This is a genomic window from Azospirillum argentinense (genome assembly GCF_000632475.1).
GTDB classification, from domain to species: Bacteria; Pseudomonadota; Alphaproteobacteria; order Azospirillales; family Azospirillaceae; genus Azospirillum; species Azospirillum baldaniorum.
In genome coordinates, this window is the sequence record NZ_CP007797.1 from 600,971 (window position 1) to 614,257 (window position 13,287).

Genomic DNA, 13,287 nt, shown 5'->3' on the forward strand with positions numbered 1-13,287 from the left:
ATGCGAGGAGATCCCCTGATGGACTCTGTCGATTACAGCCGATACGCGAAGCTCAGTCCCTTCGAACTGAAGGACGAACTGATCAAGCTCGCCTCCGGCCGCGAAAACCGGCTGATGCTCAACGCGGGGCGCGGCAACCCGAACTTCCTGGCGACCCTGCCGCGTCGGGCCTTCTTCCGGCTGGGCCTGTTCGCCGTCGCCGAGGCCGAGCTGTCCTTCTCCTACATGCCGAACGGCGTCGGCGGCCTGCCGCGGATCGAGGGCATCGAGGGCCGGTTCGAACGCTACGTTTCGGAGCACCGCGACCAGGAGGGAGTCGTGTTTCTCGGCCGTGCGCTGAGCTATGTGCGCGACCAGCTCGGCCTGTCGGGCTCCGGCTTCCTGCACGAGATGGTGGAAGGGGTGCTGGGGGCGAACTACCCGGTGCCGCCGCGCATGCTGACGATCAGCGAGGACGTCGTCCGGCACTATCTGGTGAAGGAGATGGTCGGGGGTTTCCTGCCGCCCGGCAGCGTCGATCTGTTCGCGGTCGAGGGCGGCACCGCGGCGATGACCTACATCTTCAATTCGATGAAGCAGAACGGGCTGGTCGAGCGGGGCGACAAGGTCGCCATCGGCCTGCCGGTCTTCACCCCTTACATCGAGATTCCGGAACTCGACGAATACGGGTTGACGGAGGTCGCCATCAACGCCGACCCGGCCAAGGGCTGGCAGTACCCGGACGCCGAGCTGGACAAGCTGAAGGACCCGGCGATCAAGGTGTTCTTCTGTGTCAACCCCAGCAACCCGCCCTCGGTCAAGATGGACGACCGCAGTCTCGACCGCATCGCCGCCATCGTGAAGACCGAGCGGAAGGACCTGATCATCCTGACGGACGATGTCTACGGCACCTTCGCCGACGATTTCCGGTCGCTGTTCGCCGTCTGCCCCGAAAACACCATGCTGGTCTATTCCTTCTCGAAGTATTTCGGGGCGACGGGGTGGCGGCTGGGCGTGATCGCCACCCACAAGACAAACGTCTGCGACCAGCGGATCGCCGGCCTGCCGGAGGAGCGCAAGGCGGCGCTCGACCGCCGCTACGGCTCGCTGGTGCCGGACGCGCGCGCCCTGCGCTTCATCGACCGGCTGGTCGCCGACAGCCGCACCGTGGCGCTGAACCACACCGCCGGGCTGTCCACGCCGCAGCAGGTGCAGATGGTGCTGTTCTCGCTGTTCGCCCTGATGGACGAGCAGGACGGCTACAAGGCCGAGCTGAAAAAGGTCATCCGCCGGCGCGAGGCCGCCCTGTACCGCGAGCTGGGCCTGCCAACGCAGTCCGACCCGAACGCGGTGGACTACTACACGCTCCTCGATCTGGAGGACATCGCGCTGAAGCTCTACGGCCCGGACTACGCGGCCTGGGTGAAGGCGAACTTCGTTCCGAACGATCTGCTGTTCCGCATCGCCGCGGAAACCGGCATCGTCCTGCTGCCGGGCAAGGGCTTCGGGACCCTGCAACCGGCCGCCCGCGTCTCGCTGGCCAATCTGAACGAGTACGAGTACGCGGCGATCGGGCACTCGCTGCGCGAAATGGCCGACCAGTCCTACGAGGAGTTCAAAAGGCAACGGCAGAACGGGAAGACACCGGACGGCAAGACGAAGCCCAACTGACCGCCCCCGCCCGCTTTCATTCCTCGGTGAAGTCGCCGCGGTGAAGACCGTGGTGGCGCATCTTCAGGTACAGGGTCTTGCGGGTGATGCCCAGCTTGTCCGCCGTCTCGCCGACCCGCCCGCCGCAGCGGGCCAGCGCGTCCTCGACGAGTTGCTTTTCGATGCGGTCCATCTGCTCGGCCAAGGGCTCGATCCCGCCGCCCGCTCCGGTCACCGGTCCGCCCGCCAGACCGTCACCAAAGCCCAGAGCCATGCGCTCGGCGACGTTGCGCAACTCGCGGACGTTGCCCGGCCAGCCGTGGGCGGCCAGACGGGCCAGCGCCGCCGCGTCCACCGGCGGCGCCGGACGGCGGGCGCGGGCCGCGGCGGCGTCGAGGAAATGGCGCAGCAGCAGCGGCACGTCCTCCCGCCGCTCGCGCAGGGGCGGGAGCGGCACGGTGACCACGTTGAGGCGGTAGTACAAATCCTCGCGGAACTTGCCCTCCCCGGCCTGCCGCAGCAGATCGACCTTGGTGGCGGCGACCACGCGCAGGTCCAGCGGGATCGGCCGGTTGCCGCCGACCCGCTCGATCACCCGCTCCTGCAGCACGCGCAGCAGCTTGACCTGGAGATGCATCGGCATGCTCTCGATCTCGTCGAGGAACAGCGTACCGCTGTCAGCGTGCTCCAGCTTGCCGATGCGCCGCCCCTGGGCGCCGGTGAAGGCGCCGGGCTCGTGGCCGAACAGCTCGCTCTCGATGATGGTGTCGGGCAGAGCGCCGCAGTTCAGGGCGACGAAGTTGCCGGCCCGCCGCCGCCCGGCGTCGTGCAGGCTGCGGGCGATCAGCTCCTTGCCGGTTCCGGTCTCGCCGAACAGCAGGACGTCCACCTCCGCGTCGGCCAGCCCGGCCACGGCGGTGCGCAGCCGCTCGATGGCGGCCGACCGGCCGATGATGCGCGCCTCCAACGAACCGCCGCCGGCCAGCTGCGCCCGCAGGCTGCGGTTCTCCAGCACCAGCCGCCGGTGCTCCAGGGCGCGGCGCACCACCTCCACCAGATGGCTGGGCTCGGCCGGCTTCTCGATGAAGTCGTAGGCGCCGCCGCGCACCGCGCGCATCGCCATGGCGATGTCGCCGTGCCCCGTCACCAGCACCACCGGCACCTCCGGGTCGGCGGCGCGCACCCGCTCCAGCAGGGCGAAGCCGTCCAGTCCGGGCATGCGCACGTCGGTCACCACCACGCCCCGCCAGGACGGGCCGAGCCGATCCAGGGCGTCTTCGGGCCGGGTCGTCGCCTCCACCGCGAAGCCTTCCAGCTCCAGCGTCTGGCGGCTGGCGTCCAGCACCTCGTGGTCGTCGTCGATCAGAAGAACGGTCATGCGATGTCGCTCAGGCACGGGTCAGGGTCAGCAGGAAGGCGGTTCCGCCGGGGCCGCTCTCGGCCACCGACAGGGCACCGCCGAAGTCCCGCACGATGTTGTAGGAGATCGAGAGGCCGAGACCCAGCCCGGCGCCCACCGGCTTGGTCGTGAAGAAGGGGTCGAAGACCTGCCCGGCCACCGCGTCGGGGATGCCGGGACCGCTGTCGCGCACCATAATGCGGACGGTGTCGTCCGCCGCCTCCGCGGCGATGGCGACGCGGCGCTGGGGGGCGCCGGCCACGGCGTCCAGCGCGTTGCTCAGTAGGTTGACCAGCACCTGCTCCAGCCGCACCTCCTCGGCGCGGACGCGCAACGGCTCGCCGTCTTCCGGCAGCTCCACCACCAGCTCCACCGCCTCCTCGCGCAGCCGGTCGCCGAACAGGGAGAGCGCGCCCTGCGCCACCGGCGCCAGCTCGACCGCGCCCAGCCGGGTGTCGGGGCGGCGGGCGAAGCGCTTCAGATGGTTGGTGATGTTGGCCATGCGGGCGGTCAGGTCGGCGATCTTGCCGAGGTTGCCCTCCGCCTCCGCGACCCGCCCGAGCGCGATCAGCTTGCGCCCGTTGTGGGCGTAGGAGCGGATGGCCGACAGCGGCTGGTTCAGCTCGTGCCCCACCCCGGCGGCGAGCTGGCCCAGCGCCGCCAGCTTGCCGGCCTGCACCAGCTCCGCCTGGGTGTCGCGCAGGTCGCGCTCGGCGCGCTGGTGCTCGGCGATGGACCGCTCCAGCCGCGCGTTGGTGGTGCGCAGGTCGGCGGTGCGCTCCGCCACCGTGCGCTCCAGAAGCTGCTGCGCCTCCACCCGCTCCGTCATGTCCGTCAGGGTGACGATGAAGCGCTGCTGCTGGCGCCGCCGGAAGGGGCGGATACCCACTTGGACCGGCACCGGACGGCCGTTCGGCCGCCGCCCGGCGGTCAGGATGGAGAGGGACGGCGCCGCCTCGTCCGGCGCCGCGCGGGCCTCGCGGAAGAAATCCTCCACGCGCCGCGCGCCGGCGGGGTCCAGCCGGTCCGCCAGACGCCCATCCGCCCCGCCCTCCGGCGCGGCGATCAGGGCGGCGGCCAGCGGGTTGACGAACTCGATCACCCCGTCGGCATCGGTGGTCGCCAGCCCGGCCTGGGCGTTGTCGATGATGGCCTGGGCGTTGGCCTCCTCCACCGCGATGGCGGTGTCGCGGAAGACCAGAAGCGCCGCGGCCATCTGCGACAGCTCGTCGTTGCCGCCCAGCGGGATGTCCGCCTTCAGGTTGCCGGCGGCGATCTCGTGCGCCGCGCTGCCCAGCCGCGTCAGGCGGGAGATGATGCTGCGGTTGACGTACAGCCAAGCCACCAGCACCGCCACCAACAGGCTGACCAGGGCGCTCGCCAGCAGGGCCGACCGTCCCTCGGCGATGGCCTGGGCCGACCGCGCCGCGGCGGCGCGCGAGGTGGTTTCCACCGATTGCACCTGCTGTGCGATCAGGCCGTTCAGCCGGGCCACCAGGGTCCGGTTCTCGGCCAGCAGGCCCTGCCCCTGGTCGGCCGCGGCCAGCTCCGCGCGGCGCAGCTCCGGGACGCTGCCCTCGCCGCGGGCCAGCTCCAGCAGGCGGGAGACCAGCTGCGCCAGCGACACGCCATCCGCCCAGTCCGCCAGGGTGGCGAGGTCGCGCTGCAGCCGGTCGGCCGTCTCCTCCAGGAACCCCGCGTTGTCGTCCAGCGCCTCGGTGGTGGCGAGCGTCGCGGCCCGCGCGATCAGCCCGACCGCGAGGTTGCCGTTCGCGCCGATCTGAAGCACCGCCTCGCTGCGCCGGCTTTCCGCGCGCAGGACGCGGACCGCCTCGGCGGAGCGGGTGCCGGCCTCGACGAGGTCCAGCGCGCTCTGGATGTTGAAGCGGGCGTCGGTGACCAGCGGCTCGATCTCGTCGAGGAAATCGGCGTGCAGCCAGCGCAGCCGCTCGATGCCCTCCTGGTTGCGGCGGGCCAGCGCCAGCCGGTGCCGCACGGTGGCGTCGAGGTCGGTCAGGTTGTGGCCGAGGGCGTCCACCAGCGGGCGCAGCCCGGGAACGCCGCGCTCCCCCTCCGCCGCCAGCGCGCGAAGCGCGGCGAGCCGGCGGCCCAGCGCGTCGCGGATGGCCCCCAGCTCCTGCTCCGTCTGGGCGTTGGCGAGGATCGGCGCGGTGGCGATGATGCTGCCGCCCTCCTCCGCCAAGCGCGCGGCAAGGCCCAGGGCGGGCAGATGGTTCTCCGCGAATTCGTCGAGCGTGCCGCCCAGCCGGTCGTAGGACAGCCAGCCCAGCCCGCAGGCGACCACCGACAGCGCCGCCACCGCGACGAAGGCCAGCAGCAGCCGCGCCCGGATGCCGAACCGCACGGGGCCGGCGGGCTGCCCGGCGACGGCCTCCGCGCTCACGGCCAGACCCCTTCGCCGCTGGCCACACGCAGGATGATCAGCGCGCGCTCCGCCAGGGCCAGCGCCTCGTCCAGCCGCTGTTGGGAGAAGGCCCGCCACGCGGCTTCCAGCTCCGCCTGCCGGCTGGACACGGGAAGCCCGCGCGCCGGCCGGCGCAGCGCCATGGAAAAGGCGGGGTCGGCGGCCTCCGCGGTGGAGACCGGGACGGCGGTGGCCGCCGCCCGCGCGGCGCGCAGCAGGTCGGCCGCCACCGGCTCGTGGGCGGCGGCACCATAGAGGGCGGAGAGGCGCGCCTCCCCCTCGTGGATCAGCTGCCAGACCCGGTTCAGCGTCTTGACCCGGAAGGTCACCAACTCGTCGAACAGCAGGTTCACCAGCTCGTAGCGGGCACCGGACAGAGCGCGGTCGAACAGGAACAGGTCGTCCCCGGTCTCCGTCCGGTAGGGGTCGGGATAGCCGGCGGGGGCCGCCGCGTAGGCATCGGGCCGCACCGGCAGCCGCTGGATGTCCGGGCGAACCAGCAGCGTCTGACCGGCCGGCGACAGCAGGAAATCGATGAAGGCCCCGGCCCCCTCCGGGTTCGGCGCACCGCGCAGCAGCGCCACGCTGGCGGGAAGGAACAGGCTGTCGGCGGGATAGGCGAAGCGCAGGTCCTCCTCCTCCGACCCGGCGGACTGTCCGAGGAAATCAATGCTCAGCCCGACGCCGAAGCGCCCCTTGGCGACGCCGTCCACCACGCCGTAGCTGCGCGCCGTCACGGTGGCGAGGTTGCCGGCGATCTCCAGCCACGTCGCCCAGCCGCGCTCCCACCCCTGCATCTGCAACACGGTTTCGACCATCAGATGCATGGTGCCCGACCGCGACGGCGCGGTGATGCCGAGATGCCGGGCGTAGACGGGGCGGCGGAGATCCTCCCACCGCCTGGGCGCCGGCAGGCCGTGCCGATCCAGATAGCGCTGGTTCCACAGCAGCCCGTAGCCCGACAGCGCGAAGCCGAGATAGGCGCCGTCCGGATCGTTGATCGGCTGGTTTCCCACGGTCGGCGGCGCCCCCGTCGGGCGGGCGGTGAGCGGCTGCAGGCGCTTGGCCGCCTTCAGCACCTCGAAGGCGTCGGGGGCGGATGCCCAGAAGACGTCCACCCCATCGTCGCTCCGCTCCTGCAACTGGCTGATCGCGGCGGTGGTCTTGGTGTTGACGATGCGCAGGCGCCAGTCCGGGTGCGCCGCCTCGAAGGCCTCGCGCACCGGCTCGTAGAAGCCCGCGGGAAAGGAGGTCAGCACCGTGACGGCGGTGCGGGTCTCCCGCCCGGCCGCGCTCTCCGGCGGCAGGACGGGAAGCAACAGAAGTGCGGCGATGAGACGCCCGGCGAAGGCACGCAATCCGGTCATGGCGGGCGCCACTGTGCGGCGGCCTTCGTCTGTTTGTCCAACGGTTCCGTCACATCGCCCCGTGCCGTGGGGGCGGCCGGCCCGGCCTCACGCCGGCTCGTAGAAGCGCACCAGCTCCGACGCCGGGACCGGACGCCCGATCAGATAGCCCTGGAGCTGGTTGCAGGACTCGTTCTTCAGCAGGGTCCGCTGCTCCTCCGTCTCCACGCCCTCCGCCGTGACGGCGATGTCCAGGCTCTTGGCAAGCGCCAGGATGGTGCGGATGATCGACAGGGACTCGCGGTTCTCCGCCATCAGCTGGACGAAGGAGCGGTCGATCTTCAGCTTGTCGAAGGTGAATTTCTGCAGGTAGCTGAGGCTGGAATAGCCGGTGCCGAAATCGTCCAGGGCAATGCGCACCCCGGCGGCCTTCAGGGCGCTCAGCGCCGCCAGGGCGCGCTCGGTGTCGTCGATCATCACCCCCTCGGTCACCTCGATCTCCAGCCGGTGCGGCGCCATCCCCTCCTCCTCCAGGATGCCGAGGATGGTGGCCGGGAGGTCGGAATGGCGGAACTGGACCGGCGACAGGTTCACCGCCACCTTGACCGGATCGGGCCAGTTCCGGGCGTCCCGGCAGGCGGTGCGCAGCACGAATTCGCCGAGCTGCATGACCAGCCCGCTTTCCTCGGCCAGCGGCACGAACTCCGACGGCGGGATCATGCCGCGCTCCGGGTGCTTCCAGCGCACCAGCGCCTCGAATCCCAGGACGCGGTGGGTCCGGCAATCCTCCAGCGGCTGGTAATGGACGCTGAGCGCGCCGTCGCTCAGCGCTTGGCGCAGATCGCGCTCCAGGCCGCGGCGGGCCTGCAGACGCTCGTCCATTTCCGCCTCGAAGAAGCGGAAGGTGTTCCGCCCCTCCGATTTGGCACGGTAAAGGGCGGTGTCGGCGTGCTGGAGCAGCGCTTCGGCCCCGCTGCCGTCCTGCGGGAACAGGGCGATGCCGACGCTCGCCCCGACCACCATGCGCTGGCCGTCCAGCTCGGCGGGCAGGCCCAGCGTCTTGACCAGCCGGTCGGCCAGGGCCAGAGCCTCGCCCGGCTGGGCGATGCGGTGCAGCACGGCGAACTCGTCGCCGCTCAGCCGCGCCACCGTGTCGTGGCTGGGCACCGCCTCCAGCATGCGGCGCGCCATCTCCTGCAGCAGCCGGTCGCCCGCCGGGTGGCCCAGCAGGTCGTTCACCGCCTTGAAGCGGTCGAGATCCAGATAGAGCACCGCCACCCCGGTGCGCGCCCGCCCCGCGCTGGTCAGCGCGCCGTTCAGCCGGTCGAGGAACAGGGAGCGGTTGGGCAGGCCGGTCAGCAGGTCATGGTTGGCCATATGGCGGATGCGCTCCTCCGCCCGCTTGCGCTCGCGGATGTCGCGGACGGCGACGACGCGGGCCGGACGGCCCTCGTGCGTGATGTCCTGCCCGTGCGCCTCGACCATCACCAGCGTGCCGTCGTCGTGCAACAGGTCCAGTTCGACCCGCTCGGAGGTCGGATGGGTCAGCTTGCGCTCGATGTCGGAGCGGCGGTTCTGCACCACGAAGCGCAGCATGGACTGGCCGATGAAATCGACCTGCGGCTTGCCCAGCAGCTCCGCCATGGCGCGGTTGACGTCGAGGACCACGCCGTCGCGGTGGATCACGATGCCTTCCGTCGTGGCGTCGGCAAGCTGGCGGAACCGTTCCTCGCTGGCGCGCAGACGGTCCGCCTCGTGCGCCGTGCGCGCGGCCAGCCGTTGGTCCATGATGGCCCCGGCGAGGCCAAGCGCCATCACCACCGTGGCCGTCACTGCGATGGCGACCGCCAGCAGGCCCGGTTCCATGATCTGGTCTGACATGTCGTGCAGCGGGTCGGGGATCAGCGTGACGCCGGCCATGCCGGTGAAATGCAGCCCGCAAATGCCCAGCGCCAGCAGGGCCGCCCCCGCCGCCAGCCCCTTCAGCGATCCGATCCGCAGGGCGGCGGTGAAGCCCGCCCCGGCGAGCAGGACGCCCAGGCCCAGCGACACCGCGACGTACGCCGGGTCGTAATGCAGGTTGGCCGGCACCTGGAGCGCCGCCATGCCGGTGAAATGCATGGCGGTCGCCGCGGCCCCGGCGATGGCCCCGCCCAGCGGGGCGGCCAGCCGCCCGCCGCCGATGGCGTGGCGGATGCCCACCGCGGCGCCGCCGATGGCGATCAGGCTCGACAGGACCGTCAGGCCGATGTCGTAGCCCGTGGGCAGGCTCGTCTGGAAGGCCAGCATGGCGATGAAATGGGTCGCCCACACGCCGCCGCCGGTCGCCGTCGCGGCACCGGCCAGCCACCCCCAGCGCGCCCTTCCCACCGCCGCCGCGGCGCGGCGGGCAAGGTTCAGGGACACCCAGGCACCGAATCCACAGACCGCCCCCGCCAGCAGCACGAGCCACAGATCGTGTTGCTGGGTTATGCAGGCATACACACGCATCATCCGGCGTTCATCCCGTTCCGGCGGCTCGACGCCGCTTGATCCGATTACCTTAATCTTTTGGTACGTTAATAATCCTTTTTCGGATCCGTCCGGAGCGCGGAATCGGCATGCGTAAGTTGCACGGTTGCTACAGTCGGTAGCGCAGCGCGTCGACCAGCGCGGCCAGGGCCGGGGGGATCTGCCGGCGGCTGGGGTAGTAGAGGTAATAGCCGGGAAACGGTGTGCACCAGTCGTCCAGCACGCGGACCAGCCGCCCGGCGGCGACATGCTCCGCCACCTCGTCCTCGAAGATGTAGGCCAGCCCCCGCCCGTCCAGGACGGCGGCCATGATGACGTCCATGTCGTTGGAGACCAGCGATCCCGACACCCGGACGTTCACCGGGTGGCCGTCCTCCTCGAACTCCCAGACATAGACGGCGCCGGACGTGGTGAAGCGGTAGTTGATGCAGTCGTGCCCGGCCAGATCCTGCGGGGCGCAGGGCACCGGACGCTGCGCGAAGTAGGAGGGCGCGCCGACGATGGCCGCCCGGATGTCCGGGCCGATGCGCACCGCGATCATGTCCTTTTCGAGCTGCTCGCCCAGCCGGACCCCGGCGTCGAAGCGGCTGGCCACGATGTCGGTCAGGCTGCTGTCGATGGACAGTTCCACCTGCACCTCCGGATAGTCGGTCAGGAAGCGCGACAGCACGGGCCACAGCACCCGGACGGCGGCGTGCTTGCCGGTGGTGATGCGCAGCGTGCCGGCGGGCTTCTCGCGCAGTTCCCCCACCGCCGCCAGCCCGGCGGCGATGTCGTCCAGCGCCGGCCGCAGGGTGCGGAGCAACCGCTGCCCGGCTTCCGTCGTGGACACGCTGCGGGTGGTACGGGCCAGCAAACGCAGGCCCAGCCGGTCCTCCAGCGCCTTCATGGCGTGGCTGAGCGCGGATTGGGACATCCCCAGCCGGGCCGCCGCCCGCGTGAAGCTCCCCTCCTCCGCCACGACGGCGAAGGCCGCCAGATCGCTGAGGTCGTTCCGGTTCATTCATGCACCAAATTCATAAGCTCAAGCGGATTGTACCGGCTATTCGGCTCGCAGCGAAGCGGTTAGGATGATCGTGGTCACGTTTGCGGGCCGAACGAACGGATAGGGCCGGCGCTTCCGCGGAAGACCAACTCCCACACTGGGATGTTTGCCACGCCCGCCGAACGGGACCACACTGCACACGGTCTTTTCGAAGCTGGGATTCACGCAGGAATTGCCCGCCGAAGGCCCGCATCATAATACCCGACAGGCAGAGTCGAGAGACAGGGATCATCCGATGATTCGTTTGAACATCAACGGGCAGGACCGGGACGTCGACGTGCCCGGCGACATGCCGCTTCTGTGGGTCCTGCGGGACGAATTGAACCTGACCGGCACCAAGTTCGGCTGCGGCATCGCCCAGTGCGGCGCCTGCACCGTCCATATGGACGGCACGCCGATCCGCGCCTGCCAGACCCCGGCGGAATCCGCCGCTGGCACGAAGATCACCACGATCGAGGGCGTGTCCGGCACGGTCGCCCAGGCCGTCCAGGCCGCTTGGCAGAAGCTGGACGTGGTGCAGTGCGGCTACTGCCAGTCCGGCCAGATCATGAGCGCCGTGGCGCTGCTGACCGACAACCGCAACCCCACGGACGACGACATCGACGCGGCGATGGACGGCAACGTCTGCCGCTGTGCCACCTACCCGCGCATCCGCGCGGCCATCAAGGACGCCGCCAAGGCGATGGGGGCCTGAGCCATGCTGAACCAGCTCATCAAGCAGGCGGCGGCGGACGTCGCCGCGCCCTCGCGCCGCGGCTTCCTCAAGGGGGCCGGCGGCGCCCTGGTTCTCGGCGCCATGCTGCCCCGGACGGGATTCGCCAGCGAGGCCGCCGCCCCCAAGGTCGTCGGCCCGGCGGACCCGCGGCCGCAGGCCTTCATCCGCATCGCCGCCGACGACACGGTCACCGTGCTGGTCAAGCATCTGGACAAGGGCCAGGGCATCATGACCGGCCTGACCACCATCGTCGCGGAGGAGCTTGACGCCGACTGGGCGCAGATGCGCGGCGCCTTCGCCCCGGCGGACGGCGCGCTCTACGCCAACCACTTCTTCGGTATCCAGGGCACCGGCGGCTCCACCGCCGTCGCCAACAGCTGGGACGAGCTGCGCATGGCCGGCGCCGCCGCCCGCGCCATGCTGGTCGCCACCGCCGCGGCGCGCTGGTCGGTCCCGGCCTCGTCCGTCACGGTGGAACAGGGCGTTGTCCGCCACGCCGCCTCCAACCGCAGCGCCCGCTTCGGCGAGCTGGCGGAGGACGCGGCGAAGCTGCCCGTCCCGCAGAACGTCGCGCTGAAGGACGCCAAGGACTACAAACTCATCGGCAACCCGTCGCTGCACCGGCTGGACCATGTGTCCAAGACCGACGGCACGGCGATCTTCGCCATGGACATCCGCCGCCCCGGCCAGGTGACGGCGGTGATGGCCCGCTCCCCCCGCTTCGGTGGCACGGTGAAGTCGGTGGACGCCGCCGCGGCGAAGCAGGTGCCGGGCGTCCTGGACGTGCTGACCGTGCCGAGGGGCGTCGCGGTCGTCGCCAAAAACACCTGGGCCGCCATGAAGGGCCGCGAGGCGCTGACGGTGGAGTGGGACGACGCCAAGGCGGAGATGCGCGGCACCGAGGAGATGCTCGCCGACTACCGCAAGCTGGCCGACCAGCCGGGCAACGTGGCCACCGACACCGGCGACGCGGCGAAGGCGCTGGCCGGCGCCGCCAAGGTGATGGAGGCGGAGTTCGTCTTCCCCTACCTCGCCCACGCCCCGATGGAGCCGCTGAACGCGACCGTGGAGCTGAACCCGGACGGCGGCTGCACCATCTGGGCCGGCTCGCAGTTCCAGGGGGTCGAGCAGAAGGTCGTCGCCGCCATGCTGGGCTGCAAGCCGGAGCAGGTGGCCATCAACACCGTCTGGGCCGGCGGCAGCTTCGGCCGCCGCGCCACGACCGACGCCGACTACATCGCCGAGGCGGTGTCCATCGCCAAAGCCTATGGCAAGGCTCCGGTCCATCTGGTGTGGACGCGCGAGGACGACATCCACGGCGGCCGCTACCGCCCGCTGTTCCTGCACAAGGTGAAGGCCGGCCTCGACGCCTCCGGCAAGCTGGTGGCATGGCGGCAGAAGATTGTCGGGCAGAGCTTCATGGAGGGCACCCCGTTCGAAGCCGTGATGGTCAAGAACGGCGTGGACGCGACCTCGGTCGAGGGGTCCTCGGACATGGCCTACGCCGTGCCGAACCTGTACGTCGATCTGCAGTCGCCGAAGTCCCCGGTCACCACGCTGTGGTGGCGCTCGGTCGGCCACACCCACACCGCCTACGCCAAGGAGGTGATGATCGACGAGCTGGCCGCGGCGGCGGGCAAGGACCCGGTGGCCTTCCGGCTGGAGATGCTGAAGGACCACCCGCGCCTCCAGGGCGTGCTGAAGCTGGCGGCGGAGAAGGCCGGCTGGGGCCAGCCGCTGCCCAAGGGCAAGGGCCGCGGCATCGCCGTGCATGAGAGCTTCAGCAGCTTCGTCGCCCACGTCGCGGAGGTCTCGGTGGACGAGCAGGGCCGCGTGACCATCGACCGCGTGGTCTGCGCGGTGGATTGCGGGCAGGTCGTAAACCCCAACATCGTCGAGGCGCAGATCTCCGGCGGCACCGGCTGGGCCATCGGTCACGCGCTGCGCGATGAGATCACGCTGACCGGCGGGCTGGTGGACCAGAGCAACTTCGACACCTACCAGCCGCTCCGCAATTCGGAGATGCCGCCGGTCGAGGTGCACATCCTCCCCTCCACCGCCCGTCCGACCGGCGTCGGCGAGCCCGGCGTGCCGACCGCCGCCCCGGCGGTCGCCAACGCGGTCTTCGCCGCCACCGGCAAGCGCCTGCACCACCTGCCCTTCACCCGCTCGGGCATGGTGTAAGCTCCGTCACGTTGAAAACAGCCCCTCTTCCCG

General features: G+C 70.8%; 8 protein-coding genes. 3 read left to right on the forward strand and 5 right to left on the reverse strand.

All coding sequences use genetic code 11. The features are described from left to right. The first annotated feature begins 18 nt into the window (after nt 1-18). The gene (locus ABAZ39_RS32015) at nt 19-1,650 is read left to right on the forward strand and encodes a bifunctional aspartate transaminase/aspartate 4-decarboxylase (RefSeq protein ID WP_040138305.1); all 1,632 of its coding nucleotides are present in this window, start codon (nt 19-21) and stop codon (nt 1,648-1,650) included. Between the two features lie 16 nt (nt 1,651-1,666). Here ABAZ39_RS32015 and ABAZ39_RS32020 read toward each other — a convergent pair whose 3' ends face one another. The 5 genes from ABAZ39_RS32020 to ABAZ39_RS32040 all read right to left on the reverse strand — a co-directional run bounded on the left by ABAZ39_RS32020 (nt 1,667) and on the right by ABAZ39_RS32040 (nt 10,313). Beyond that, the gene (locus ABAZ39_RS32020) at nt 1,667-3,007 is read right to left on the reverse strand and encodes a sigma-54-dependent transcriptional regulator (RefSeq protein ID WP_040138306.1); all 1,341 of its coding nucleotides are present in this window, start codon (nt 3,005-3,007) and stop codon (nt 1,667-1,669) included. A gap of 10 nt (nt 3,008-3,017) precedes the next feature. Continuing rightward, entirely contained in the window at nt 3,018-5,432 is a 2,415-nt protein-coding gene (locus tag ABAZ39_RS32025; RefSeq protein WP_051658811.1) for an ATP-binding protein, read from the reverse strand. Next, on the reverse strand, nt 5,429-6,820 hold the full coding sequence (locus tag ABAZ39_RS32030; protein ID WP_040138307.1) for an ABC transporter substrate-binding protein: 1,392 nt from the start codon (nt 6,818-6,820) through the stop codon (nt 5,429-5,431). Before ABAZ39_RS32030 ends, ABAZ39_RS32025 begins: the two co-directional genes overlap by 4 nt. An 87-nt stretch (nt 6,821-6,907) precedes the next feature. Next, nucleotides 6,908-9,292 (reverse strand): bifunctional diguanylate cyclase/phosphodiesterase, encoded by a 2,385-nt coding sequence (locus tag ABAZ39_RS32035; protein ID WP_040138308.1) that lies wholly within the window; start codon nt 9,290-9,292, stop codon nt 6,908-6,910. A gap of 127 nt (nt 9,293-9,419) precedes the next feature. Further along, a complete protein-coding gene (locus tag ABAZ39_RS32040; protein WP_040138309.1) occupies nt 9,420-10,313 on the reverse strand; it encodes a LysR family transcriptional regulator in 894 nt (297 codons plus the stop codon). Between the two features lie 277 nt (nt 10,314-10,590). Between ABAZ39_RS32040 and ABAZ39_RS32045 the strand changes: the two genes are divergently transcribed. Next, nucleotides 10,591-11,049: a (2Fe-2S)-binding protein gene (locus ABAZ39_RS32045; RefSeq protein ID WP_014199673.1), complete on the forward strand. Its 459-nt coding sequence runs from the start codon at nt 10,591-10,593 to the stop codon at nt 11,047-11,049. Nucleotides 11,050-11,052: 3 nt separating this feature from the next. After that, entirely contained in the window at nt 11,053-13,254 is a 2,202-nt protein-coding gene (locus ABAZ39_RS32050) for a xanthine dehydrogenase family protein molybdopterin-binding subunit (RefSeq protein WP_051658812.1), read from the forward strand. Nucleotides 13,255-13,287: the final 33 nt, after the last annotated feature.